This window comes from Carboxydothermus islandicus, from assembly GCF_001950325.1.
In the GTDB taxonomy this organism is placed as follows: Bacteria; Bacillota; Z-2901; order Carboxydothermales; family Carboxydothermaceae; genus Carboxydothermus; species Carboxydothermus islandicus.
In genome coordinates this window covers 24,998-50,626 of record NZ_BDJL01000132.1, presented here as the reverse complement: position 1 = coordinate 50,626, position 25,629 = coordinate 24,998, and the positions used below count along the sequence as shown (strand labels likewise).

Annotated in this window: 27 protein-coding genes; 5 read left to right on the top strand and 22 right to left on the bottom strand. The window is 42.6% G+C overall.

Annotation, left to right across the window (positions count from 1 at the left end; all coding sequences use genetic code 11):
- Window positions 1-12 precede the first annotated feature (12 nt).
- Window positions 13-942: a GGDEF domain-containing protein gene (locus tag ciss_RS10755; protein WP_075866289.1), complete on the top strand. Its 930-nt coding sequence runs from the start codon at window positions 13-15 to the stop codon at window positions 940-942.
- On the opposite strand, the gene ciss_RS10750 is transcribed toward ciss_RS10755, so the two are convergent.
- The 6 genes from ciss_RS10750 to ciss_RS10725 are packed head-to-tail and all read right to left on the bottom strand — an operon-like array spanning window position 931 to window position 7,037.
- A complete protein-coding gene (locus ciss_RS10750; protein ID WP_075866288.1) occupies window positions 931-1,584 on the bottom strand; it encodes a P-loop NTPase family protein in 654 nt (217 codons plus the stop codon). The two genes, ciss_RS10755 and ciss_RS10750, sit on opposite strands and share 12 nt — an antisense overlap.
- Window positions 1,581-1,844 (bottom strand): hypothetical protein, encoded by a 264-nt coding sequence (locus ciss_RS10745; RefSeq protein WP_075866287.1) that lies wholly within the window; start codon window positions 1,842-1,844, stop codon window positions 1,581-1,583. Before ciss_RS10745 ends, ciss_RS10750 begins: the two co-directional genes overlap by 4 nt.
- Entirely contained in the window at window positions 1,841-3,283 is a 1,443-nt protein-coding gene (locus ciss_RS10740) for an AAA family ATPase (protein WP_143298556.1), read from the bottom strand. Before ciss_RS10740 ends, ciss_RS10745 begins: the two co-directional genes overlap by 4 nt.
- Entirely contained in the window at window positions 3,270-4,265 is a 996-nt protein-coding gene (locus ciss_RS10735; RefSeq protein WP_075866285.1) for a metallophosphoesterase family protein, read from the bottom strand. The genes ciss_RS10740 and ciss_RS10735 overlap by 14 nt, the downstream gene beginning before the upstream one ends.
- Before the next feature lie 5 nt (window positions 4,266-4,270).
- Window positions 4,271-6,121 carry an ATP-binding protein gene (locus tag ciss_RS10730; protein ID WP_075866284.1) on the bottom strand — a complete coding sequence of 617 codons (1,851 nt, stop codon included), beginning with the start codon at window positions 6,119-6,121 and terminating at the stop codon, window positions 4,271-4,273.
- A 16-nt stretch (window positions 6,122-6,137) separates the two neighbouring features.
- Window positions 6,138-7,037: a DNA double-strand break repair nuclease NurA gene (locus tag ciss_RS10725; protein WP_075866283.1), complete on the bottom strand. Its 900-nt coding sequence runs from the start codon at window positions 7,035-7,037 to the stop codon at window positions 6,138-6,140.
- Window positions 7,038-7,206: 169 nt separating this feature from the next.
- Here ciss_RS10725 and ciss_RS10720 point away from each other — a divergent pair, with 169 nt between their 5' ends.
- On the top strand, window positions 7,207-8,625 hold the full coding sequence (locus tag ciss_RS10720; RefSeq protein WP_075866282.1) for a hypothetical protein: 1,419 nt from the start codon (window positions 7,207-7,209) through the stop codon (window positions 8,623-8,625).
- A gap of 48 nt (window positions 8,626-8,673) precedes the next feature.
- Here ciss_RS10720 and ciss_RS10715 read toward each other — a convergent pair whose 3' ends face one another.
- The 4 genes from ciss_RS10715 to ciss_RS10700 form a co-directional block, all read right to left on the bottom strand.
- Entirely contained in the window at window positions 8,674-8,880 is a 207-nt protein-coding gene (locus ciss_RS10715; RefSeq protein WP_075866281.1) for a hypothetical protein, read from the bottom strand.
- Window positions 8,881-11,385, bottom strand: a complete 2,505-nt coding sequence (locus tag ciss_RS10710; protein ID WP_235837298.1) for a heavy metal translocating P-type ATPase — start codon at window positions 11,383-11,385, stop codon at window positions 8,881-8,883. It abuts the gene before it with no gap.
- A gap of 131 nt (window positions 11,386-11,516) precedes the next feature.
- Window positions 11,517-11,765 carry a heavy-metal-associated domain-containing protein gene (locus ciss_RS10705; RefSeq protein WP_075866280.1) on the bottom strand — a complete coding sequence of 83 codons (249 nt, stop codon included), beginning with the start codon at window positions 11,763-11,765 and terminating at the stop codon, window positions 11,517-11,519.
- Window positions 11,766-11,778: 13 nt separating this feature from the next.
- Complete coding sequence (locus ciss_RS10700) at window positions 11,779-12,045, bottom strand: metal-sensitive transcriptional regulator (protein WP_075866279.1); 267 nt, start codon at window positions 12,043-12,045, stop codon at window positions 11,779-11,781.
- A 165-nt stretch (window positions 12,046-12,210) separates the two neighbouring features.
- Here ciss_RS10700 and ciss_RS10695 point away from each other — a divergent pair, with 165 nt between their 5' ends.
- Window positions 12,211-12,678 carry a helix-turn-helix domain-containing protein gene (locus tag ciss_RS10695; protein ID WP_075866278.1) on the top strand — a complete coding sequence of 156 codons (468 nt, stop codon included), beginning with the start codon at window positions 12,211-12,213 and terminating at the stop codon, window positions 12,676-12,678.
- Between the two features lie 223 nt (window positions 12,679-12,901).
- On the opposite strand, the gene ciss_RS10690 is transcribed toward ciss_RS10695, so the two are convergent.
- A complete protein-coding gene (locus ciss_RS10690) occupies window positions 12,902-13,498 on the bottom strand; it encodes a TatD family nuclease-associated radical SAM protein (RefSeq protein ID WP_075866277.1) in 597 nt (198 codons plus the stop codon).
- 79 nt (window positions 13,499-13,577) lie between these two features.
- On the opposite strand from ciss_RS10690, the gene ciss_RS10685 reads away from it, so the two are divergent.
- Complete coding sequence (locus ciss_RS10685) at window positions 13,578-13,937, top strand: TIGR04086 family membrane protein (RefSeq protein WP_075866276.1); 360 nt, start codon at window positions 13,578-13,580, stop codon at window positions 13,935-13,937.
- On the opposite strand, the gene ciss_RS10680 is transcribed toward ciss_RS10685, so the two are convergent.
- The 9 genes from ciss_RS10680 to yiaY form a co-directional block, all read right to left on the bottom strand.
- Window positions 13,893-15,107: a two-component system sensor histidine kinase NtrB gene (locus ciss_RS10680; RefSeq protein ID WP_075866275.1), complete on the bottom strand. Its 1,215-nt coding sequence runs from the start codon at window positions 15,105-15,107 to the stop codon at window positions 13,893-13,895. The two genes, ciss_RS10685 and ciss_RS10680, sit on opposite strands and share 45 nt — an antisense overlap.
- A gap of 147 nt (window positions 15,108-15,254) precedes the next feature.
- A complete protein-coding gene (locus tag ciss_RS10675) occupies window positions 15,255-16,097 on the bottom strand; it encodes an FAD/NAD(P)-binding protein (RefSeq protein ID WP_075866274.1) in 843 nt (280 codons plus the stop codon).
- On the bottom strand, window positions 16,097-17,125 hold the full coding sequence (locus tag ciss_RS10670; protein WP_075866273.1) for a 4Fe-4S dicluster domain-containing protein: 1,029 nt from the start codon (window positions 17,123-17,125) through the stop codon (window positions 16,097-16,099). Before ciss_RS10670 ends, ciss_RS10675 begins: the two co-directional genes overlap by 1 nt.
- Before the next feature lie 24 nt (window positions 17,126-17,149).
- Entirely contained in the window at window positions 17,150-18,103 is a 954-nt protein-coding gene (locus ciss_RS10665; RefSeq protein WP_075866272.1) for a 4Fe-4S dicluster domain-containing protein, read from the bottom strand.
- Entirely contained in the window at window positions 18,097-18,528 is a 432-nt protein-coding gene (locus ciss_RS10660) for a hydrogenase iron-sulfur subunit (RefSeq protein WP_166504021.1), read from the bottom strand. The genes ciss_RS10665 and ciss_RS10660 overlap by 7 nt, the downstream gene beginning before the upstream one ends.
- A complete protein-coding gene (locus ciss_RS10655) occupies window positions 18,519-20,501 on the bottom strand; it encodes a CoB--CoM heterodisulfide reductase iron-sulfur subunit A family protein (protein ID WP_077177562.1) in 1,983 nt (660 codons plus the stop codon). Before ciss_RS10655 ends, ciss_RS10660 begins: the two co-directional genes overlap by 10 nt.
- Window positions 20,498-21,361 carry a CoB--CoM heterodisulfide reductase iron-sulfur subunit B family protein gene (locus ciss_RS10650; protein ID WP_075866271.1) on the bottom strand — a complete coding sequence of 288 codons (864 nt, stop codon included), beginning with the start codon at window positions 21,359-21,361 and terminating at the stop codon, window positions 20,498-20,500. Before ciss_RS10650 ends, ciss_RS10655 begins: the two co-directional genes overlap by 4 nt.
- Window positions 21,361-21,927 (bottom strand): 4Fe-4S dicluster domain-containing protein, encoded by a 567-nt coding sequence (locus ciss_RS10645; RefSeq protein WP_075866270.1) that lies wholly within the window; start codon window positions 21,925-21,927, stop codon window positions 21,361-21,363. The genes ciss_RS10650 and ciss_RS10645 overlap by 1 nt, the downstream gene beginning before the upstream one ends.
- A gap of 263 nt (window positions 21,928-22,190) precedes the next feature.
- Window positions 22,191-23,342, bottom strand: a complete 1,152-nt coding sequence (gene yiaY / locus ciss_RS10640; RefSeq protein WP_075866269.1) for an L-threonine dehydrogenase — start codon at window positions 23,340-23,342, stop codon at window positions 22,191-22,193.
- A gap of 118 nt (window positions 23,343-23,460) precedes the next feature.
- Between yiaY and ciss_RS10635 the strand changes: the two genes are divergently transcribed.
- On the top strand, window positions 23,461-24,312 hold the full coding sequence (locus ciss_RS10635) for a helix-turn-helix domain-containing protein (RefSeq protein WP_075866268.1): 852 nt from the start codon (window positions 23,461-23,463) through the stop codon (window positions 24,310-24,312).
- Window positions 24,313-24,466: 154 nt separating this feature from the next.
- Here ciss_RS10635 and pssA read toward each other — a convergent pair whose 3' ends face one another.
- Both pssA and ciss_RS10625 read right to left on the bottom strand, forming a co-directional pair.
- On the bottom strand, window positions 24,467-24,979 hold the full coding sequence (gene pssA, locus ciss_RS10630; RefSeq protein ID WP_075866267.1) for a CDP-diacylglycerol--serine O-phosphatidyltransferase: 513 nt from the start codon (window positions 24,977-24,979) through the stop codon (window positions 24,467-24,469).
- Window positions 24,979-25,617 (bottom strand): phosphatidylserine decarboxylase family protein, encoded by a 639-nt coding sequence (locus ciss_RS10625; RefSeq protein ID WP_075866266.1) that lies wholly within the window; start codon window positions 25,615-25,617, stop codon window positions 24,979-24,981. Before ciss_RS10625 ends, pssA begins: the two co-directional genes overlap by 1 nt.
- Between the last annotated feature and the right edge of the window lie 12 nt (window positions 25,618-25,629).

Genomic DNA, 25,629 nt, shown 5'->3' with positions numbered 1-25,629 from the left:
CAGGTGAAAAAGATGGAGCAAAACTTAACCAAAGGGCTGATTTTGCTTTTATTGTTAATCTTTAATGTAAACTTCCCGGCTCTTATTTTGTTACTATTAACCTTATCCGGTTTAATCTTCTTTTATAATTCTCCCCGAAACAGGTATTTAAGCAAGCCAACGGTGGTGATAGCGACCTACCTTTTAAGTAGCCTTTATTTTACTTTCAACTGGAACAATTTTGCCTCTTACCCTCTAATTTTTCTTTTAAACCTATCTTTAAAAAGTGTCCTCTTTTTCCCGGCTATTTTCACCGGGATGCTACTTTCTACTATTTTTTATCACACCCCATTTGATTTGACAAGTATTTTTAAACCATTCTTAACAATAGCCTTAACGGAAGTATTAATTAATGTAAATTTAAAGGAAAAAACCAGCCAAAGGGAAAACTATTCCGCAGAAGAAGTAAGGGAGCTTTTAAATCTTTCCTATACCGATAACCTCACAGGCTTATATAACCGGCATTTCTTAGAAAAAGAAGCAAAAATAATTGACCGGCAAACAAGCCAGTCAAACTTTGAATACGCAATCCTAATGGCCGACATTGATTTTTTTAAGCAGTATAACGACTCTTTAGGTCATTTAGCCGGAGATGAAGCACTAAAAAAAATTGCCGGTATAATCAAAAACTCTGTTAGAAAACAGGACAAAGTCTTTCGTTTTGGGGGCGAAGAGTTTCTAATCCTTTTACCGGAAACCTCTCCCGAAAAAGCAAGGCAAATAGCTGAAAGAATCCGGAACTCTGTGGCCCGCAACATTGAACTTTCCCTTACCATAAGTATTGGCATCGGACACTTTCCGCAAAATGGGAAATCTTTCCATGAAGTATTAAAAGCTGCCGACAATGCGCTCTACCAGGCAAAAAATAAAGGGAGAAATACCGTTTGTCTCCTAAAGGTTTAACTCCCTAACTTCCGAAACCCCTTCTTTTAACTCCACCAAAAACGCTTTATCGGCAATTCCTGCTAAGTTTTGATTGTGCGTGACCATTATTACCTGCCGGTTAAAATGGCGGGAAGTTTCTTTTAAAAACATGGCAAGAGAACTTACAAACTCGTCCGATACGTGTTTTCCCGGTTCATCCAAAAGCAGGGGACCTTTAATTTTGGGTTCAACGGCATTTAATAAAAAGATTCTTAAAGCTAAGGACAGGATGTCCACCACTCCGCCGCCCCGGGCATCTTCCGGGCGGTTTTTTACTTTTAAGCTACCGTAATCGGATACCACAAAAAACTCGGCGGTATTGGCCCCTGCCCGCTCGGAAAGTTCTATTTCCAGGCTTATTTCCGGGCCAAATACGTACTGGAGAGTACTTGTAGCAATATCTTCCAGGTATTTTTTCGCCTGTTCCCGGGCGTACTGCCCGGCCACCAGCAGGAGATAACGGGTTTTTTCAAGTTTATCCCGCTCCGCGGTAAGTTTTTTTAATTTCTCTTCTTTTTCCAAAAGCTCTTTTTCTATTTGCTCCTTTTGACCCTTCCGAATAAGATAATACTGTTCTAATTGATTTAACGCTTCCTCTAACTGTAAAAGCTTTTCTCTCATTTGGTCTTCGCCTCTAACTTTTCAATTAAGTCCCAGGGAATTTCCCGTTCCATTTCAGCAATTTGCCGGGTCAGCTCTTCTTCCAGGCGCTTGATTTCTTCCTCCAATTTGTCCGGCTCAACCCCGAGTTCCTCAATCTGGCGCAAGAGCTCTTTTTCCTGTTCCTGAACGTGCATTAAAAGGGCTTCCGCCCGGTTTTTATGGTTTAATGCGGTGTCTATTCCCTTTTTTAATTGATTGAGCTTTTCTTCAAAATTCATTGCACTACCTCCCCAAAGATTATCTTTTGTACAGTTTCTTCATCCAGAGGTGTATTACAGGTCGGACAGCGTCCGGCCTGCAGGAGCACCTCTCTATACTGATTTTGCAGCTTAACTACCTCCTGCTTAATACTTTCCAGTTCCCTTTCCTGCTCTTTTTTCCTCCGGTCTATCCCCGAAAGGTTATGCAAAAGAACCGTTAACTGTTCATACCTTTTTAATTTTTCTTCAAGATTTTTTAAAGTTTGGGCCAATTCCGGAATTTTCCGGTATTTGTAAATAATTCCGGCGTAATAAGTTTTATGCCTGCCAAGTTTCTGTAACTCCTGGTATTTACCAAGTAACTCCTGCTGTTTTTTGTAGTCGGGCAATATCTCCTGGTATTTCCTCACGGTAACTTCCACCGGGGTTAAGATTCCGATTATATACAGAAGTTTTCTTTTCTGTTCGCTAATCTTTTGCCGTTTTTCCGCCAATTGCTGTAAAGTTTTTAGCTTAAAGTAAGTATCCAGGGCTTCCTCTAAATACTCTTTCGCCCTGGGCAGCGTTAAAGTATGGTTGAGAATTTCCAGAGCTTCTCTTTTCTTTTGTAGAATTCCCGTATAACTTTCCTTTAACTTTAAAAGTTCCTGATAACGTTTATACAAAGCTTCGATTTTCCCAAATTTTTCTACCGAAACCACCCCAAGTTTTTTTACTATATCTTTATTTTCGTGAATTTTCAGCCTTACCTGTTCCAGACTTTCCCGAAGGGTGGTTAAGTTATTCAAGCGTTCAACAACACTTTTGGCAATAAATTTTCTGGTCTTTAAGTTATTTAATCTTGCGAAAAGGTGCGGCAAATCCGAAAACTCCTCAAGTTTTTCTTTTAAGGCGGCAATTTCGGTATTTTTATAACGGATCTCTTCATCAATGTTCCGGATATCCCGGGATACGTTTTTAGCTGCATAATCTAAGAGATGTACCCCTTGAAACTGCCCGATAGCTTTGGCCTTACGGGTGGCCGATTCGAATAGTAGAAAAGGCGGTTCTAACTGGGTACTTAAATTCAAAGCTACTTCCCAATCTTTATCCAGGCGGATTTTTTGTACTCCCAAAACTTCGCTAATTTCGGGAGGTACATCCTGACCAAACTTTTCGAAAACTACCGGTGCTTCCCCGGGTTTTATTAAAACATAGCGGTTTTTTCGGTCGCTCCTTTCCCGGGAAACAATTAAGCCGTTAGAAAAATAGGCGGTAACCCTTGCTTCCTTTTCTCCTACCCGGATAAACTCGCTTCCTTTGGGCTCGTTGTAAAAAAGCCAGCGCAGCGCCCGGATTACCGCCGTTTTCCCGCGGTCCGATTCTCCTACGATGACGTTTAAGCCCGGTGCAAAATTAAATTCCGAATATTTATGGGACTGAAAATTTACCAGAATTAATTTTTCAAGGTACATCATCTACCTCCTCCCGGGCCATTTCTATTTCCGCTTGAGCTATTCTTTTTAAAGCTTCTTCCCGGACTTCTTCCGGTAGCTGTTCTTTTCGGGCAATTTCCCGCAGGATATTTTCCAGCTTCAAACTGCGAAAATCCCCACCTGTCCGTACCTCGCTGATTATCCGGGCTAACCGTTCTTCCCGTAGCTTCATTTCCGTAGCTTTTTCAATATTTAAGACCTGCTCCCCGGGGAGTGCCGTTTTTAAGGGCAAAAACTTGGTGGTAATACCGTCTTTCCCGGCTTCAATTAAGACCATCTGCGGTTGGCGGTTTACTTCCGCCGGCAGTACCGTGGTTCTAACTAAAGCTCCGGGATTGATAAATTTTTTATTGTTAACGACGATTTCGTTAAAACCAAGGTGAGCATGGCCCGTTAAGGTTAAATCAGCTTCGGTTTCTTTAATATCATCAATTAAGGTATATGCCACCGTCTGGAAAAAAGGCCGATCCAGGAGCATACCGTGGACAATGTGAATGGCAAGATCCGCTTCTTTATCTTTTACTATGTAGCCCTCCCGGCCCCGTTCGGTATCGAGGTCAAAGTGATAACCCTGGCCGGTAAGCTGCAAGCGTACTCCGTCTTTTTCAAAAAACACCTTTTCTCCCGGTTCTAAAATTTTCAAAAGCCCTACCTGACCCAGCAAGCCCAGCATGGTGCGGTTTAAAGTTTGAGGGTTTTGGCCAAAAAGGTCGTGGTTGCCGGGAACAATATAAAACGGTTTTCCCAGTGCTTTTAAAAATCTTACCACATCACCGACAACGTTTACCGCAGGATTGGGAATTTCAAACAAATCTCCACCGTGCAAAACGGCGTCCACCTGAAGGTCCTGGGCCGCCTGTACCACTTCCTCCATTTTTTTTCTTAAAGTTTGAGGAAAATCATCCATCCGGTTTTGGGGCGAATTCCCGCGAAAATGGGTATCGGTTATATATAAAAAACGCATTTTCTCTACTCCTTTAAAACATACTCGCAACCAAAAGGACCGTGATCAATTTTTGTGAAAATCCCCTGTTCCACCTGGTCATTTAAAAAAGCGATAATTTCATCATAACTGATTTCCCACCCTAACTCATCGCCGATATAAGGTAACAGGGCGTTTAGAGAAGTGGTTCTAAGGGGAAGAAATTTTCTCAAAGTTGCCAGTAATTTTTCCGAAGCTACCGATGTCTTTTCGACTAACTCATCAAAAGGATTTTCCGTATATGGACTCTTGGTGTGAGCGGCTCGAATTTTTACCGGTACGGTTCGTCCGATCCAGGCGGAACTAATATAAGCTAAACCCGAAGGCAAGTAGGGTAGTTTGGCAGCCTCTTCCCCGGTAATATCCGTTTCTTCCCGAATGGTGCTGATATCGGTAGCCCGGACGGTGCGGAAGATAAACTTGGTGGATAACTGGGCGGTAATGGTTTCATCCAAAAGGGCCGGCCGCTGGGTGGCTAAGGTCAGGAATACCCCGTATTTTCTTCCTTCCTGGGCAATTTCCCGCAATATTCTCCGGGTAGGCGTTTCTTTCTCTCCCTTAGGGGCAAAATTATGCGCTTCATCGGTTACTATGAAAAACGGCGGAAAGTATTCGCCCGCTTCCCCAAAAGTCCGCATATCCACGTAGTTTCTCCGGGCATAGTATAACTTTCTTAAGAGGTAGGCGGAATATATTTTAAGTAAGCTCAAATTTCCCCGGATAACTACCGTTTTTCGCTGAAGTAAAGCCTCCCGGGCAATTGCTACCGATTTGGCAAAAAGATTTTTGGCTCTTAAACTTTCAAAGCGCCAGAGAATTCCTTTCAAGCTCTGATACTGGTTTACCCGGTAGCCGTATTTCTCGTAAATTTCCCGGACAAACAGGTGTCTTTTTAATGCTTCTCCTTCCAAATAATCGGGTACGGGCCCTTTATATAATTTTTCATTTTCCAAAGCTTCCAGTAATGCTTTGATTTTTTCCCCAAAGGTAACCTCACTATCTTTTCCCGGTTCAAATAAAGCTTCCACGGCACTTTCCATCGACTCGCTAATGCTGCTTATGGCATTTAAAAGGCTCACCAGTTCCGGGGTGGTAAGCTCCGAAAATCTTATTCCCACTTCGTCCCCGATTTTTAAAGAAAGATATCTATCCCGGTAATCCCGGGCAATTTCTTTGGGGATTCCCGGATAGGATTCGGAAAACTCCATCTCCCCGTGGGGATCAAAAACCAGGCAGGGAATTTTTTTGGCCATTAATTCTTCCAAAAGTACCCTTAGTCCAAACGACTTACCCGAGCCTGAACCCCCAAAAATTCCTATATGTGGGTAATCAGCCATAGAACGGTAGTCAAAAATAAAGGGAACACCTTTTCCCATTACCGGCTCAGTATTTTCAAGAAGACAGTACAAGTTAGAATATTCCGGCGGCAGCGGGCCTAAAGCTTCGCTTCCCGCAATCTCCCCTAAGATCAGCCCTTTATCCGGTGTTTGGCGTACTAACAGGTCCGAAACTTCGGGAAAAGTCGGAACCCGGGCCGGGGAACCCACTTTTACCGGAAGTGCCGCCGTATCCAGGAGGCGAACATAAGCAATATTAACTTCTTCATCGGCAAGATTAAAACCAAGCCTGGTTAAGCTATCAAAAACTTTTTGGTCAAGGACCGTTCCTTTCTCAAAGGACAGGGGAAGATAACGGTTTATAGTTTTAGCTTCAATTACTACCCCCCGTAATTTTCCCAAATCCGGGTCTTCGATTACTAAAATTTCATTAACATAAAACTTCTTTTTCTCCGAAGCAAGATATACAAACTGCTGGGTGCTAACACCAACAACCCGCAACGTCAATCCTCTCCTTTTAAATGATTCGCTCTTCCCTGAGAGGTCTTAAATATAATTCTAAGATTTCCCGGTCAAAGCAGGAAGCAAGGAGTATCTCTACCGCTTCTTTCGATAATTTAGTCTTGGAATCGATGACATCGAGGAAAAAAGGAATTCCGCGAGAATCTTCCGGAGTTAGAGCATATAAAAGCTCTAACGCCATCTTCGCCCGCTCTTTTTGACTCTCTAAGAAATCCACCGCGATTGCCTGGGGGTGCCTACTGAGTCTTGCAAAAACCGTAAAGAAACCCTCTTTTAACGTTTCGTCAAAGAAAAGCGCCTCTCCGGGATTTAATAAGCCAAAAAGAATTTCCCGGTCGTAAACCCCTATCCGGTCGGTTACGATTTTGGCAATTGCCTGAGACTGAGCTTCTTCAATAATTCCAATTCCCAAGACATCCTTTTCCAAAAGGGCCTTTTCCACCTGTTCCCACCTTTCGGGAGCGTGCCGGCGGTAACGGATAAATCCCCCATCAAAAAGCATTATATCCGGCTTAAACCGGTCTATTGCTTTTAACGAAGCTTCAAGCTCTAAAGCCGGCAGCACACGATCTTTGGGATCATCGTCCGGTTTATCCTCTAAAAAAGGTGCTTTGACATCGCTTACTATAATTTTATCGCCTTTCGGAGTTGCCGCATAGGCCTGGAAAAAAAAGATGCGATAGGGGTAGACTCCGTAGTAATTAACCGAACCGTCTATTCCGGTAATGAGAAGGTTTTCGTTGCTGTCATAATTCTTAAGGTTAATAAATTTAGCTCCACGGTTTTTAAGCATTTCTCTTATGGCCATCCGGTTTTTTAAATTTTCCCGGCGGTTTTTTAATAAACTGTTTAATTCACGAAGTTTATTTTGGAGTTCCGGACTTAAATCAAACATACGTTTCACCTCGATAAATAAATTCGTCTTATTTTTTTAAATCCCTGCACCATTTTACATATTTCAGTCTTACCTTTACTTAAAAAATATTTTTTTCTTCCGAATTAATTAAAAGAGGGGTATTTAGTCCAAGGAGATTCGAGTTTACTAAAGTTTAGGAGGTATTAGCGTGAAGAAAGCCAAGCCGTACCCCTTGATCCTGGTTATAACTTTTACCGCCTTAGTTTTCTTAAGCTTTATGTCCCTGGGGGAAGTACAAAAAGGCCTGTACGTCACTATAAGTCCACCGGTATTTAATGGCAAAAATTTAACAATTGCTGGTTATTCTACCGCTGACACCATTGGAGCTACAATCTACGATCAAAACAATCAAGAAAAGCTCTTTAAATCAATTTCAGTAAAAAGCGGAAAATTTTCTTTGTCGTTAAAAAATACAGATTTAAAAAATTTCACGACCAGTGCTTTTTATAAAGTGTATCTCTTTGATTTAAAAAACACAATTGCAGGCGGTGTTTACGAGTACGTATATTTTGATGATATACCTCCAGACATTTCCGTAACTTCCATTACTTACGAAGTATATGACAAAAACAATACCGTAATAACGAAAAGTTACTTTGACCCCGTTGCTGGGGAAAAGTTTATTGCCAGGTATAACTTAAGTGAAAACAGTTATGTAACCGTGCAAGTGGCAGCCTACGATAATGTTAAAGGGAAAGGTACAGTGGTAGCCACTTTATTAAACGGTGTTCCGCAAAAAGCAGGTGCTAATTTTGTCACCTGGTCCGGGCTTACCAGCAGCGGTAAATTCGTAAACAATGGTAGTTATGTATTTGTATTTACTATAAAAGATCTGGCTGGCAATACCAAAAACAATTATGTCTCACCGTTAATAGCTATAGTAAAAAAATCCAGCAATACTAACGGTGTTACTTTTAAAGGATACGACCTGGTAATGCCCGGGACAAGCGATAACTATCACGCTTTTGCTCCCAAAAAATTCCTTAAAGCTACCTTTAACTTTTTTGAGCCCCCGAGTAGTGCGGTTTTCCTTTTAGTTTACGAAAAAGGTGTTAACTCGGAGGTCTATATCCTTTCTCCAGCCTTTAAGCTTGGAAGCAACACCTTAAACTTTTCCGTTTACGGTAACCCTGTTTTTAATTCCGTAAGTTACGGCGTATATTATTTCCGTTTACTGGGTAGTGATGTTACCGGTAATCCGTTCGATATCTACAGCAATTATTTTGTGCTGGATAATCGGTCACTAAGTCTGGGTACAGTAACTGTAGATAACACCGTATATAATAGAACCGCAAATGGTTACAATTTTGCCAGCATAAGATTTTCCTTGAGCCGTCCGGCGATGGTCACCGTCCAAATTTTCGATAGCTACAACAGAGCTGTAAAAAATCTTATGAGCAATAACTTTATGGATGGTCCGGTGCAAATTGCCTGGGACTTACGAAGTGCCATGAGCTTTGTTGCCCCTGGAACCTACACGGTAAAAGTAACGGCAATAGACCTGGGCGGGAAAAAAATAGAAGACTCCTCAAAAACAATTATTGTATACAACCAAAATCCCTTTTAAGTAAATAAAAAAGGGCTGAACCGGTTTTTTAGCGGTCGGCCCTTAATTTTATTTTGCCTTATTTTTATAATACGGTATCACCAAGGGCATCGTAATTATCAGCATTAAAAAAGTTACCCATAGAAAACCCCCAATTAACTCTGTTGGCCGGTAGTTTCCCGTTAACAAAGCCAGCCCCAAAAAGAATAAACCCATCAACAGAGATAACGTCCAGTATACCACCCGGCTTTTTCTTAATGCTTCTTGTTCGGTCATTTAGCCCACCGCCTTTCCCGTAGGCTTAAATCTTTTCAAAAGAAGCGTATTTAAAGTCACCGACACGGAGCTTAAAGCCATTAAAAGAGCTGCCAGCTCCGGGCTTACCAAAGCCCTGGTCCAGGGGTAAAACACTCCCGCAGCAAAAGGTATCCCCAGGGTGTTATACACAAACGCCCAGAAGAAGTTTTGCTTGACTTTACCAAAGGTAGCCCGGGCAATATCAAGGGAATTAACCACGTCCAAAAGATCCCCTTTAATAATAACCACTTCTCCGGCTTCCTTGGCAATGTCCGTACCGGTACCCATGGCTATCCCAACATCGGCTTGGGTTAAAGCTGGGGCATCATTTATTCCATCGCCGGCCATAGCTACACGATAACCTTTCCCTTGATAAGCTTTAATTGCTTCTACCTTGCCTTCGGGTAAGACACCGGCCACCACTTCGGAAATTCCTACCTTCTCGGCAATAGCCCGGGCGGTAACTTCGTTATCCCCGGTCAGCATTACCGGAATATACCCCTTTTTCTTTAAAAGTTCAATCGCTTTCGCTGAATTTTCTTTAACAGTATCCGCTAAGGCTATTATTCCAACTAACCGCCGGTCAGCTGCAAAATAAACCAACGATTTCCCTTCCGCTTTTAGTTTTTCAGCAGTATCACTGGTAAAGGACGTATCAACCTTATTTTCCTGCAGAAATTTTTCACTCCCGGCAAGGATTTCTACACCAGCAAAGGATGCAATAATTCCTTTTCCCGGTATATTTTGAAAGGTCGCAGGTTCTGCAGGTTCATTGTTGTTTACTTCATGGTATTTTTTTACAATAGCCTGAGCCAGTGGATGTTCTGACAATTTTTCAGCAACGGCTGCAAATTCAAGTAATTGCCGTTCATTTATTTCAAACGGAATAACATCCGTTACTTCCGGCGCACCTTTGGTAATGGTTCCGGTTTTATCAAAAGCTATAACCCTTACTTTGGTCATTTTTTCAATTACCTCGGCATTTTTAAACAGGACACCGTATTCCGCACCTTTCCCGGTTCCGGCCATAATAGCGCTGGGCATAGCCAGGCCCACCGCACACGGGCAGGAAATTACCAGCACCGTTAAGCTTACCAGCATGGAAAAGCCAAATACCCCTACTTCTGCAATCTTTGCCGGAGACATTAAAAAGCGGGTCTCAGGAGTAAAAAACGCCTGGTAGCCGTAAAAAAACCAGAAGAAAAACGCAACTAATGCCAGAATATGCACGCCAAGAATAAAATTACCCGCTACCACGTCAGCAAGCTTTTGCAAAGGCGCCTTGGTGGTTTGAGCTTCCTCCATAAGTTTTATGATCCGGGAGAGAGAGGTTTCTTTTCCCACCCGGGTAGCTTTTACGGTTAATGCTCCCGCTTTAATGATACTACCTCCAAGAACCATGCTGCCTTCGCCTTTATCCACCGGTAAACTTTCGCCGGTTAACATTGATTCATCAACTGCTGCCATTCCACGCTCAACCACCCCATCTACCGGAATCGTCTCTCCGGGTCTTACTACCACCAGGTCCCCAATCTCTACTTCATCGGCAGGGATCTCTTTTTCTACCCCATCAATTAATACCCGAGCGGTTTTTGGTTTCAGGCTAATTAATTTTCTTAAAGCTTCCGAAGTTCTGCCCCGGGTCAGGGCTTCCAGGTATCGTCCAAGAATAATAAAAGCAGTTAAAAGAGCTGCCGATTCAAAAAAAGTAGCTTTTGGTCCGCCAAAACCGGCGTTTGGAAATAAAGTGTTAATCACTGCAATAATATAAGCTGCTCCAATACCGGTGGCGTACAAAAGGTTCATATCGGTAACGCCACGTCTTAATCCCTGGTAACTTTTAACAAAAAATTCATAACCCCCATAAATGACCACCGGTGTGGTAATGGCCATCAAAAAATAGTTGTTCCCTAACCATTCGGGTACAAAATATTTAAATATCCACAAATGGCGCATGGTACCTATCATTGCCAAGATGGCCAGGGGCCATACTACTATCATTTTTAACCGCTGGTGGCGAATTTCCTTTTCCCGGGCTTCTTTCTCCCGGGCTAAGGGATCAATTTCTTCATAATTAAAGATTTCATACCCCAGTTCCCGGATTTCCCGCTTAAGCCGGCCAACATCCAAAACCCCTTCATAGGCTTTTACTGTAAGCTGCTGGGCAGGCAGATTTACTACGGCTTCAAGGACACCGGCAAACCCGCGGGCCACTTTTTCCACCTTTTGCACGCAGGCAGCGCAACTCATACCCTCGACCCGGAACTTATATTCAGCAACTCCCATCTCATAACCCAAGTCCTCGATAACCCTGGCAAAATCGGAAATGCCGGTTTTTTGCGGGTCGTACTTTACCGCCACCTGATTATTAATAAGATTAACCACTACCTGTTCCACCCCGGGAATCCCGCTGATACCCTTTTCTACCTTCTTCACGCAGGCAGCACAGCTCATCCCGTAAACTTTTAAATTAGCCGTCTCCATAACAATCACCATCCCCAAAGTCGCATCCAAACGCCAAATTCAGGGACGGTTCTTTTTTTTGGCGTATAAACGCAAATATCAGAACCGTCCCTCTTTTTGGCGTAAAAAGGGGGAGTAACTCCCCCTTTTTACTAAACCCCTACCACTTCATAGCCGGCTTTTGCTACCGCCGCTTTCATTTGCTCGACACTGGCCAAGGTTGGGTCATATAGAACGGTAGCCAGGCCTTCCGCAAGGTTGACAGCAGCCATTTTTACTCCGTTAACCGTATAAAGGGCTTTTTCCACCGACATTTTACAGTGGTTGCAGGTCATCCCCTCGACTTTTAAAACCACAGTTTGCTCTGCTGCATGACTGTGAGCTCCGCAATGTTCACACATTTTAAATTCCCCCTCATCGTATAAATTTATCCAAAACCTCTAAAAGTTCTTTCATTACCGGTTCTTCTTCACCGGTTTTAATCGCCTTCTTGACACACCCTTTCAGGTGTCCCTCTAAAATTAACAGCGCAACTCTGTCCAATGCCCCCTTGGCCGCTTCAATTTGATTTAAAATATCAATACAGTAGCGGTCTTCCTCCACCATTTTGGCAATACCTCGAATTTGCCCTTCCAAACGCTTTAACCGCTTTGCTAACCCTTCCTTATCGCGAACGTACATCTTCTCCTCCTATACCCCCGGGGGGTATTTCTTTGTTTTTATAGTATTACATTTTGTCGTTTTTGTCAAGCCTTTTAATTTTAATTTGTGATTATCTTGTGATAATGTCACTATGTAAATTATCGTGATAAAATGTCATGTATGAAAAACGAGGTGCTTATCACAATGTCCCAAAAACAACTGAATAGGTTTGCAGTAATTACCAAATTAATTGATGGCCACATTACTGTGAAAGAAGCAGCTTTATGCCTCGAACTCAGTGAACGCCAAATTATCAGACTAAAAAAGGGGGTACTAAACGAAGGTCCTGCGTTCCTGATCCATAAAAATAAAGGCAGAAAACCTGCTCATGCCATCTCTCAGGATTTAGTTCAAAAAATCGTTAGCCTTAAAAAATCTAACATTTATCAACGAGCTAATTTCTTGCATTTTCAAGAAATCTTAAAAGAGTATGAAGCTATTTCTATTAGCTCTCAGAAGCCCTCAGAAACTAAAAAGAATAAACCTTGGATTCCACCTGACTCCCATTACTACAAGTACGGCCATAAACTTATCAAAAAAGTTACTTTTGAAGATAGTGATAGGGATATCCTCAAAATGCTTGAAGATATTTTCTTATCAAAATATGCTTAGGGCTTTGCCATATTTTTTCATTAACCGGGTTAATTGTTATCCAAGCTGATGAACGCTGGCAATGTCAAGGGCGGCTGCTTTTTGCCGCTCCGTTTACCCTTGACGTTGCCATGCGGAATCAGCTATTATTTCATATCCCGGTTAATCTTAAGTGACATTTTCTCAAGATAATTACCTACTTTTTTAGGTGACATTTTCTCGAGATATTGACAGCCTTTTAATTTTAATTTCCATAAAACTCCCGCACGCGCAACTTAACTCCCATGCGTTCGGCAACTTTTTTGGCCTCCTCCACATCAACTCCTTCCCAGCGGACCACCGTGACCACTACCTCCGGTATATATTTTTTGCTTTCTTCGATAAATTTTAAAACTTCGGCATATGCCTCTTGCCCGTAACGGGAGCGGCTCACCTTCTGGTAAGTTTCGGCATCCTGAGCATTTAAACTGATAGAGATTATATCAACCAGTCCCTTGAGCTCCGGCAAAATGTTTCTCCCATGATACCGGTTGGCCAAACCGTTAGTGTTAATACGTACTTTTTTCACCCCAATTTCTTTTAACCACCGGGCTACTTCCACCACCTCTTTAATTCTTAAAAGCGGTTCACCATAACCGCAGAATACCACTTCTTCGTATTTTAACGGATCTTTTTCTTTAAGGGCTGCGATTATCTCCCGGGTATCCGGTTCCCGGTCTAACCACAGGTCGTAACCGACCCCTTTCTCGGTTTTTCGGATGCAAAACTCGCAGGCATTGGTACACCGGTTAGTTAAGTTGATATACAAACTATTACCAAGTTCATAGGCAATTTCTGCCATTTTCCTCACTCCTTCGGTTCTGAAAAAATAAGCTTGTTCATATTTTTTACTGTAGAAACGATGGTAAAGGGGGTTCATTATGAACTTACAGGCAGTTTTCTGGGGTACGATTATAGCCCTCGGAACTTTACTTTTTACAGGTACGATCTTTGCCGTTATTTTTTACTATTTTATCACCAATTTTGCCTGGTGGACAGCTTTAAGCTTTGCGATTCTTTTTATAAGTCTTTTAGCCGGCGGCTTTGCCGCAAGTCGCAGGGCACAAAAAAAAGGCCTCTGGCACGGCCTTTTACTCGGGATAATTTTTATCATTATTTTTTTAATCGCTTCAGCAGTATTGTTTCACACTCCCTTTTCCTGGGTATCCTTTTTTGAAAAAAGTTTAATTATCCTTTTAGCCGGCGCAATTGGCGGAATTTTGGGTGTGAGCATTCTCTAAGGGTAGCGGAAGAGTAATTTCAAAGGTCGCCCCACCGGTACTGTTGTTATAAACCCGTATCTCTCCCTCATGCTCTTCAACCATTCGGTAACAAAGGGCAAGACCCAGTCCTGTTCCGTTAGCTTTTGTCGTAAAAAAGGGTTCAAAGACCTTCAATTGCAGTTCTTCAGGAATTCCCGGTCCGTTATCGGAAATGCGGAGGCCGACTCTATTTTTTTCTTTTTCATAAAACGTTTCAATATTAATAACCCCATTTTTCTCAAGGGCTTCTAAAGCATTATTTAAAATACTTGTAATGGCCAGATAAAGGCTTCCTTCATCTCCTAAAATTAATGGCAAATCGCTTGCTAAATTTTTAATAATGGAAATATTGTTTAAGTAAGCAACCGGAGCAAAATTTTCTACAGCCTTTTCTACTAACCGATTTAAGTTTAGAAATGCTTTTTTCAATCCTTTGTCGTTTGCTAAAATTAACAGCTCCGAAATAATTTTTTCAATTCTATCAATTTCTTGCAAGATGGTATTTAAAAATACTTTACTGTCCGGATCTTTTATTTTATCCTGGCCTAAAAGCTGGATAAACCCTTTAACAGTAGTTAAAGGGTTTCTAATTTCATGGGCCGTGCCGGCAGCTATTGTTTTAACCACCGAAAACTTTTCCTGATTTATGAGTTCTGAAGTTAACAAATGCTTGCCCCTGGTATCCCATAAAACTAATACTGCCCCTATAACTTCTCCTTTAGGATTAAACAGGGGATAGCTTTTTCCCCAAAAGCGTTTTTCCTGGTTCCCAATCTTTACAGGATAATTTTCTATTTCAAATACTTTTTGATATTTTAAAGAATCCAGCAAAATCGAACGCCCCATGATATTGTGTTTTTGCAAAAATGACTCGTAATCCTTTCCCAAGACCTCTTCTTTTTTTATCTCAAAAACCTCTTCCGCCCTGCTATTAAAAAAAACCACTTTTTTCTCCCTATCCACCGCAATAATGACATTCGGCGAATCATTTAAAATCAGATAGTATAAATAAGTTAATTTTTTAAAACGCAACAAGATTGGCAATAGTTTATTTTTTTTATCCAGCGTAATACTAATGCTATAAAAAAGCTTATTATGAAATACCACAACCAAGGCAATTAAAATAATTACTAAAAAACAAAAAATCATTAACTGCCCCCTTTAATGTTTTATTATTCTATAATTTTCGCCACCTTGTTTAATATTCCTTTCCCTTCACCGAAAATATTTATCAAAATATTTCTACACATTTCCCGCCATTTCTACAAAAAAACCCGGCATACGCCGGGTAACTTTTTAAAATTCTGGAGGCAGTTTTTTAAGTTCGCGTAAGGTAAAGACAGGACCATCAACACAAACAAATTTGCTTCCGATATTGCAGCGTCCGCATTTACCTATACCGCATTTCATTTTTAATTCCAGGGTGGTTACCACCTGGTCCTCGGAATAACCCATCTTTTCCAACGCCTGCAGGACAAATTTAATCATTATTGGTGGTCCGCAGGTAATAGTTACTTTATTTTGAGGATTGGGATTTAGTTCTTCCAGGTAAGCAGGAACAAATCCCACATGGCCATCCCAGCCTTCTTCGGGACGGTCAATGGTAACGTAAACTTTGGTGTCCGGCTGCCTGGGCCAGTTATCAAATAAATCGTATTTAAAGCAAAGGTCGGCCGAGGAACGGGCCCCGTAAAGGATTTCCACCTTCCCGTAATCCTGGCGGTTTTCCGGGGCTAAAACAAAGTCAATAAGCGATCTTAGCGGCGCTAAACCAATCCCCCCTCCGATAAAAAGGAGATCCTTTCCTTTCATCATTTCATAGGGAAAATGATTGCCGTAGGGACCCCGGATTCCCACCTTCATTCCTGGCTCCATCTGGTGGATAACCGAAGTAAGTCTTCCCACCTTTTTGATGGAAAACTCGAGCATTCCCTTCCTGGTGGGAGAAGAGGTTATAGAAATTGTCGCTTCTCCCACTCCAAAGATGGAAATCTGCGCTACCTGTCCGGGCTTTTGCTTAAAAACATCAAACACCCCGGGATCATCAAAAACCATCTGAAAAGTTTTTACATCGGGAGTTTCATCAATCACCTTGGTTATGGTTGCAATATGCGGTAATAAAGGATTTTCCAGTGCCATTACACCCCACCCTTTATGTCGGAAATTATTGCCCGGATGTCGATATTTTCAGGGCAACGCTGGACGCAACGACCACAGCCAACGCATCCTACTATGTTATACCGGTCCAGGTGGTATTTTAACTTATGCATAAAGCGGTTTCTAACTCTTTCCTTTTTCGTAGGACGCGGGTTATGGCCTCCAGCCATCCGGGTAAAATCGGAAAACATACAGGAATCCCAGCATCTAAACCGCTCACCGACCCCATCACCGCGGTTAAAATCATTGATATCAAAGCAGTGGCAGGTCGGACAAACGTAGGTACAAATCCCACAACCAAGGCATTTTTGCGCCCACTTTTCCCAGAGGGGAAGTTCAAAGTTTTCATCCAGAACCTCTTTTACCCCGGTTAAGTCAATAAACTTTATTTCTCCTTTAACCTTTTCGGTAAGCTTGGCTTTTTCCGCTTCTAAATTCGTGGTATCTTCAAAAATTATTCCGGGAATAGCCGCAGCTAACTTTTCCCCGCGCTCGGTAACCACTTCCACAAGGTACTTATCCCCGAGCTCGGTTAAATGAACATCCGCACCATCGGCGTCGGTAGGATTGATGCCATAAGCGGTGCAAAAACAAGTGGGTAAAGCTTTAGTGCAGGATAAACCTATCACATAGGTTTTATCCCGGCGCTCCTGGTAGTACCGGTCGGGAAAACGGGTGGTAAAGACCGGGTCTAAAGCCAAAATGCTCTTTAAATCACAGGAATGAACGCCAAACAGTACCAGTTCGTCGGTTACTTTTTCCGGAGATTCCAATTCAATCGCCACGTTATTTTTGTTTTTTATGCGAAACATCTTTTCGGTTTGCGGAAAGAAAAGATCTTTTGGAGGCATCCGGGTGATTCCGTAATCCAAGACTATATCGTCAACCTTTTCCACTTCTTTAAAAAGGGTTAGACCATCGTCCTGAACCGGAGCTATCAGGGGAAACTTTTCTTTAATAGCCCCTAACCAGGTTTTAAAACTTTCCTTTAAGATGTATCCTTTTCTCATCTTTAAGTCACCTCGTAGGTTTAACTACATAAACTCTTCCGGGTCGTCGGTTCTAAAGGTCCCCAGAACCGGCCCCTGCTCGGGATTTTTGCCCGGAGTCTCTACCGCAAACAGTTCTTTCATGTCCTTAATCATTTTCCGGTTTAAAGTATTTACCGGTATTCCCATGGGACAAACCCGGGAACATTCACCGCAGTCCACACACCGCCCGGCAACGTGCCACGCCCGGATTAAATGGAATGCGGTATTTTCCGATAAATTAGCCGCTTTACCCACCCAGTTTGGTTCCGCCATGTCAAAAACGCAATCCCGGCAGTTACAGGCAGAACAAACGTTCCGGCAGGCATAACAACGGATGCATTTTTCAAACTGTTTATCCCAGTACCTGGATTTTTCCTCTACCGAAAGGTTTTCAATAGCTTTGACATCTTCATAATCGTCCGTTCTAAAAGGAGCTACTTCCTCGCCCAATAACACATCGTAAACCACGGGCGTTGGGGTTTCACATCGGTAGCATTTATCCAAGAGATAATCTTCTTTACGAAGTTTAAACTCGCCTTTTGATGTTTTTAAGATAACTTCGTCGCCCTGTTCGGTAAAATCTACCAAATCCCCGGAAAGGTCAAAATCCTTGGCAACTTTATTTTTGTCCAAAATACCCTTACAGGGTACACCGATTACATAGAAATTCTCCCGGGGAAATACCTTGTCCTGAACCAGCCGGATTACAGAACGGGAATCACAACCTTTGACAATTACCCCAATTTTTATATTTTCATACAAATGATCCATCACAAATTTCGCTAAATTATTAACCGCAAAGGGCGACCAAATAAGCTGCTCCACTTCCTCCACCGACTTTACGAAAGCCGGCCGCACAGTTCCGGCATCGGAACCGGCGCCGTAACCAATAACAAAATCAATCCGTTTATTTTCCAAAAGTTCGGTAACGGTAGACTTAATTTTTTCCTTTAGCATCGGTCATCCCTCATCTTCTTGTTTGGTCCTAAGGCCCGCACCTCTTCGGTAACTTTCCTGGCAGTTTCCACCACTTTTTGGGCCTCCGAGCCGGAAATCCAGCGGGCATGAAAACGCCCGGGCTCAAAACCAATAAATTCAAAAAGCCGTTTCATTAAAAGGAACCTTCTGCGGGTGTAGTAATTGCCACTAACATAGTGGCAGTCACCGGGATGTCAGCCGGATACCAGAACCCCATCAATGCCCCGCTGAAAAGCTTTGATGACAAACTGAGGATTAACCCGGCCGGAGCAGGGTACCCGGATTATCCGCAAGTTGGTGGGGTACTGCATCCGGCTAACCCCCGCCAGGTCTGCTCCGGCGTAACTACACCAGTTGCAAAAGAACGCTATTATTTTCGGCTCAAAGTTTTGCTCTACAGACATATTGCTTCCACCTCCGCCAGGAGCTGTTCGTTGGTAAAGCCTTTTAAGTTCAGGGCTCCTACCCGGCAGGCAACGGTACAGGCTCCGCACCCCTGACACAAGCTGGTGTTAACCGTTGCCACGGTGCGTTCGATAACCTTACCGTGGGCCCGTTCGGTAATCTTCTTCATGTCGATAGCCTTATACGGACAAATGGGTTTACATAATTCGCAACCCGAACAAAGTTCTTCGTTAACCTGGCTGACGATTGGCTCGGCAGCTAACTGGTCCTTGGATAAAAGCCCGATAACCTTGGCCGCTGCTGCACTGGCCTGAGCTACCGTATCGGGAATATCCTTGGGCCCCTGGCAAGCGCCGGCTAAAAATACCCCTCCGGTAGTGGTCTCCACCGGCCCAAGCTTGGGGTGAGCTTCCTGGAAGAAGCCATCTTTATCTAAAGAAAAGCCGACAATTTTGGCAATTTCCTCCGACCCCTTGGCCGGTACCATAGCCGTGGCTAAGACCACCAGGTCGGCTTCAATTTCCACCGGAACCCCCGCTAAGGTGTCAGCGCCGCGAACGATCAGTTTATCTCCTAAAGGATAAATCTTCGATACTCGTCCCCTAATGTACTGAGCACCGTCTTCCAGAGTTTTGGCGTAAAATTCTTCGTACATCTTGCCGGCGGTCCGGACATCCATGTAAAAGATATACGCCTGGGCTCCGGGAATCTTTTCCAAAACCTGGTGCGCATGCTTGGCAGTGTACATACAGCAGGCCCGGGAGCAGTAGCTCTTGCCTTTTTGGTCATCCCGTGAACCAACGCATTTAATAAATACAACCGTTTTGGGCTCTTTGCCATCGGACGGACGAATAATCTTACCACCGGTAGGACCGGAAGCGCTGGCCATCCGCTCAAAATGCAATCCGGTAATCACGTCCGGATACCGACCATAACCGTACTCACCGTACACTTTCTCCCACTCAAACAGGTCATAGCCGGTAGCCATGACAATGGCTCCAACTTTTTCTTTAATATATTCATCCTGCTGGTCGTAATCTACAGCTCCGGTAGGACATACCTTCTGGCAGACTCCGCATTTACCCTTGGTAAACTGCCGGCAGGTATTACGGTCAATGACCGGCTTATTGGGAACCGCCTGGGCAAAAGGAATATAGATAGCTTTCCGCTTACCGAGCCCTAAGTCAAATTCACTGTCTACTTTAGTGGGGCATTTTTCCCAGCAAGTACCGCAGCCGGTACATTTATTATGGTCTACCGATTTGGCTTTTTGCTTAATGGTAATTTCAAAATTGCCGATATAACCGGAAACTTCCGTAACTTCCGCATAAGTGTAAAGCTTAATATTTGGGTGCTGCGCCGCAGCCGCCATCTTTGGGGTAGATATTCAGCTGGAGCAGTCTAAGGTTGGGAAAGTTTTATCAAGCTGCGCCATTTTCCCGCCAATGGTCGGCTCTTTCTCCACCAAGATAACCTGAAAACCCGCATCGGCGATATCCAAAGCCGCCTGAATCCCGGCAATACCACCACCGATGACCAGGGCTTTTTTCGTGATACCGATAGCTGATTTGTAAAGGGGCTCCAGGCGTGCAGCTTTAAACACTGCCCGTCTGACCAGCTCAATTGCCTTTTCGGTCGCTTTTTCTTTTTCTTGAGCATGGACCCAGGAAACATGCTCCCGGATGTTGGCCATTTCAAACATGTAGGGGTTAAGTCCTGCCCGTTCGGCAGCCTTTCTAAAGGTTTGTTCATGCAAACGCGGCGAGCAGGATGCTACCACCACCCGGTCCAGGTTGTGCTCTTTAGCCGCTTTGATAATCAGCTCCTGGCCGGGCTCCGAGCACATATATTTATAATCGGTAGCAAACACCACATTGGGCATTTCCTTTGCCGCCTCAGCTACTCTCGGGACATCCACAACCCCACCGATATTAGAACCGCACCAGCAGACAAAAACTCCTATTCTCTTCATCGTGCATCTCTCCACTCCAGTACTTTTTTGGTGCTAACAAAGTGGGTATTTAAGCCAAGCTCCTCCGGTTTTATACCGAGAGCTAACCCGATTAATTCAGTAAAATACAATATGGGCAGGTTGAAATCGTCCCCGTAAACTTCTTTAATCTGCTCCTGACGGGTATCAAGGTTAGACTGACAAAGGGGACAGGCGGTAACGATAACATCCGCTCCACGATCTTTAGCTACCCGCAGGATATCACGGGTAAGTTTTAAAACAATTTCGGTATTGGAAACCGCCAGGGCTCCACCGCAGCATTCGGTCTTAAACGACCAGTCAACGGCCTCTGCCCCGGTTGCCCGCACCAGATCATCTAAAACTTGCGGATTTTCCGGGTCGTCAAACTGCATAATTTGCGGAGGCTTGACCAAAAGACAGCCATAATAAGCTGCAACCTTTAGTCCGGTAAAAGATTTAACTTTCAAATTTTCTATTTGGTCCTTTACCCTGGCGATAACTTCCACCAGGGAGTAAGTATGGGTATTTCCTTCATACGGCCGCGCTAACGTACCATTGATTTTTTCGCGGATTTCCGGGTTTTCCTTCATTTCCCTTTCTGCCACCACCAACCGCTGGTAACAGGCAGCGCAAGGTGCAGCAATATCCAGACCTAAGGTTTCCGCCTGCGCAAGATTCCGCGCCCCTAAAGCTACCGCCAGTAAGTGACTGGTACTGTGCCCGGCAGTAGCTCCGCAGCAGTTCCAGTCGGGAACTTCCACCAGTTCAATATTTAAAGCCTGTGCCACCTTTTTGGTAGACATGTCGTATTCCTTAGCGGTTGAGTGGAGGGAACAACCGGGATAATATGCGTATTTCATTAGTTGCCACCCTCCAGTTTTTCTATAGTTTCAAAAATCTTTTTAATTTCTCCCGAATTTTTTACCTTGGATGGGAAAAAGGCCAGTTTACCTGATGCTAACATTTTCGGTCCCAAGCTGGCATCTTTAAAAGGCTGGCCGGTTTTCAGGTTAAAATTAAGAATTAAACCCAGCTCATAAAGCTTCCCGTAATTTTTAATCATATCCAGGAAAATCCGGTTAAAGGCAGCCACATTCCGGCTGTTTGCCGTATAACCCTTCCGGCGGGCAATTATCCTTAAGCTGTCCATTACTCGGGCAATGTCGATATTTTTCGGACAACGAGTAGTACAGGTGTTGCAGGAAGCACAAATCCAGATGGTCCGGCTCCGTAAAACCTCTTCCCCTATCCCGGTTTTTGATAAATGCATTATCTGGTTCGGGGTATAATCCATGGCATACGCTACCGGACAACCAGCGGTGCATTTACCGCACTGGTAGCAATCCCTCAAATGCTGGCCGCTTTCCTTTTCAACCTCTTCAATAAATTTTTCATCTCTGAGCTTTGTATAATTTAGAACATTCATAATGTTTTACACCTTTTAAGGTGTTAATCTTCACCTCCTATCCCTTTCCCTTCAAAGATATGGTTTTTCATTCGGTATTTATATTCTTCCTTCAGGAGAAAATTCCTCTTTTCCTTAGCGATTTTTTCGACAAATACCATTAATTTTTTTTATGGGGTATTATTTAATTGCATAAATGCCAAAGGCAAATAAATTCGCCAATACCCGAAGTATTGGCGAATATTAAACGGCAGAAAGTCTATCCATACACTTTTTGTTGAATATTACATTGCTTCTTTAAATATCCGGATAATATCATCCAAGCTCGCCTGCTTGGGGTTGGTAAATCCACAAGCATCTTTAAGGGCATTTTCGGCTAAAGTCTTAAGATCCTCTTCTTTAACTCCTAATTCTTTAAGACCCGATGGTATGCCAATTTCCCTGGAAAGAGTTTTTATGGCTTCAATTACCTTTTCTCCAGCTTCCTTGGCCGTTAAGTTTTCTACATTTATTCCCATTGCCTTGGCTATATCAATAAATCTTTCGGGTACAACCTGCAAATTATAAACCTGCACATGAGGAAGCAATACAGCATTGCACACCCCATGGGGAAGATCGTAAAACCCTCCCAGCTGGTGAGCCATTGCATGCACATATCCTAAACCTGCATTGTTAAAGGCTACTCCCGCTAAATACTCCGCATAAGCCATTTTATCCCTTGCCTCAATATCTTTTCCATTTTCAACTGCCCGTTTCAGGTATTTAAAAATAAGCTCAATTGCCATTAAGGCTGCTGCGTCGGTAACCGGAGTTGCGTCAAGAGATACATAAGCTTCAATGGCATGGGTTAAAGCATCCATCCCCGTTGCGGCAGTTAAAGCTTTTGGCATTTCTACCATTAACTCGGGATCGTTAACCGCTAGTATCGGAGTTACATGCCAGTCAACAATGGCCATCTTTACATGTCTATCCTCGTCGGTTATTATTGAAAATCTCGTCATTTCACTGGCTGTACCAGCAGTGGTGTTTACCGCCACCAGAGGTAACATTGGTTTAGACGACTTATTTACCCCTTCATAATCCTTTATGGAGCCTCCATTAGTTGCCACCAGCCCAATGCCTTTGGCACAGTCGTGAGGTGAACCTCCACCAAAGGAAATTAAAAAATCACAGTTGTTCTCTTTTAACATTTTTAGACCATCCTCAACATTTTTAACCGTAGGATTTGGTTTAGTTTCATCAAAAATAACATACTCGATTCCTTCGTTGTCCAGGATTTCGGTTAACTTATTAACAAGACCAATCTCAACCAGTACCTTATCGGTTACAATTAGAGCTTTTTTAAAACCGAGCTTTTTAATTTCCTTGCCGGCCTCTTTTAAACAACCAATACCCATTAGGCTAACCGGCGGCATGTAAAATCGGTACGTCTTCATTTTTTAACCCCCTGTTCAATTTATTTTTAAAGTTTGATAAAATTATAACAAGCACAAAACGCCAATTCTAACCCACTTTTGCAAAAAATAACCCAAAATTGCACAAGGGGTGAATATAATGTTTTTACCTATTTTAACCCCCGCTAAAGAATTTGATACCGAGAAGGCGAAAATTTTATATTATGATTTTGATAAACCAATTAAAACTACTTACTATACCAGGAATTATTTAAGAATTTGTACGATTTTAGAGGGCAAGAAGCAAGTTTCTATAAATGAATTGGAGAGCGTCGAATATACTAAAGATAACTTTGCAATCTTAGCCCCTAATTCAAAGGTAGATTTAAACATCGGAAATAAAACCAAAGCTCTTGTTATTGAGGTCGATAATAATGTTGTTAACCAGTTAATTGACCGGATCCAAATTGAATTAGGCCATGAAGAAATAAAAAAGGTCACAAATCACTTTTTTTTAAGTAGCTTCAATGACGAAATGCTGGGCACTTATAAAAGGATTGTAAAGACCTTAAACAGCCAGGATAAAGGAAAAGAGTTTTTGCTGGACCTCTATATTCAGGAAATGCTCTATGAAATATTGAAATTTAGAGGTGCGAAGGAAATTATAAACTCTGTAAAAAATGCCAGGATCAACAATATTTTAAGCTATATTAATGAAAGTTATCATAAGAACATTAAAGTAGCCGATATTGCCAAAATTTTTGGCATGGAAGAGTACGAGTTTAGTAGATATTTTAAGACTTATACTTGCAAAACCCCCAAGGAATATATAAAAGAGCTTCGACTTAAAAAGGCCAAAGAACTTTTACAATACCAGAGTGTTACCGAAACCTGCTATGACGTCGGCTATGAAAATATCTCGTATTTTATAAAAGAATTTAAAAAAGCCTTCCACATAACGCCAAAGCAATACCAAAAGAAGGTAAAAAATAACAAAAAAGACGGGCTTTAACCCGCCTATTTTAGAAAAAGCTTAATTATGGATTTTAAAATACCCGGTAAAGGAATATAAATTACCCGCACACCAATCCCTCCTTTTAAGGCTATCATAGTATACGATGGTTAAAAGGGATTGGTGAGCGGTTAATAGTTATTTTACCGAAAATTTAATACTTGGGAACTTTTATTCTGCTGACCATAAGATAAGCCAATAAAGGAGTAATAACGAGAAACGCTACAGGTGGAAAAGAGGCAAGTTTTAACGATAAAAGTACCAGTACAGCGGTAAAACCTCCGGCAAAAGTTATGGGTATACCGATAAAATAACCGGTAATGTTTAAAATATTAAAACGGGCAAGCCTCCAGGCACCGGCCATCGTATACATGACTATAATAAATAAACCAACATAGCCGTAACCGCTTAAACTATCGGCATAAACCAAAAGGGCGGGAGCCACCCCAAAGGATACCAAATCCGCCAGGGAGTCCAACTGCTTGCCAAAATCCGAAGCTACCGCAAAACGACGGGCCAGCCTGCCATCTATGCCATCTGAAAGCACGCTTATCAGGATTAAAACCGCTGCCAAAAGGTAGTTTTCATTAATTGTCGCAATAATGGAAAGCATGCCCATCGCTAAATTTAAAAGAGTACATACCGACGGTATTGCCCTTAAAATCATTATTTAATCCTCCCAATAACCGTAGTTCCACCATACACCCGCTGGCCTTTTTTCACCAAAACTTCCACCGTTTCTTTCGGTAAATAAATCTCGGTACACGAACCAAATTTAATCATGCCCAGTAGCTGTCCTTTTTTTAATATGTCCCCGGGTTTTACAAAACTTACAATCCGCCGGGCAATAAAACCGGTAATTTGTACCACCAACACTTGAAGATACGGGTTTTTTATCCCAATGTAATTTCGTTCATTGATTTCCGAGGCATGAGATTTAAAAGCAGGAAGAAATTTTCCGGGACGGTAGTGCACATACTCCACCTCTCCTGCTAATGGAGCCCGATTTACATGAACATCAAAAATTGATAAAAAAATACTGATTTTTATCGCCGGACCTTTTAAGTAATAGCTTTCATTTACTTCAGCTACATCCAGAACCACACCGTCCGCCGGTGAAATAATTGCTTTTTCATCTTCCGGAATTGTTCTTTGCGGATTTCTAAAGAAAAAAACCACAAAAAGAAACAAAAGAAAAACAAAAGCCCCAAGCCATAAATTAAAAACAGCACCCGCTACTGTCAGAACCCCTAATATAACCAAATACCATAATCCTTCGCGGTACATTATCAGTGGCTCGTTCATAAACTCCTCCAG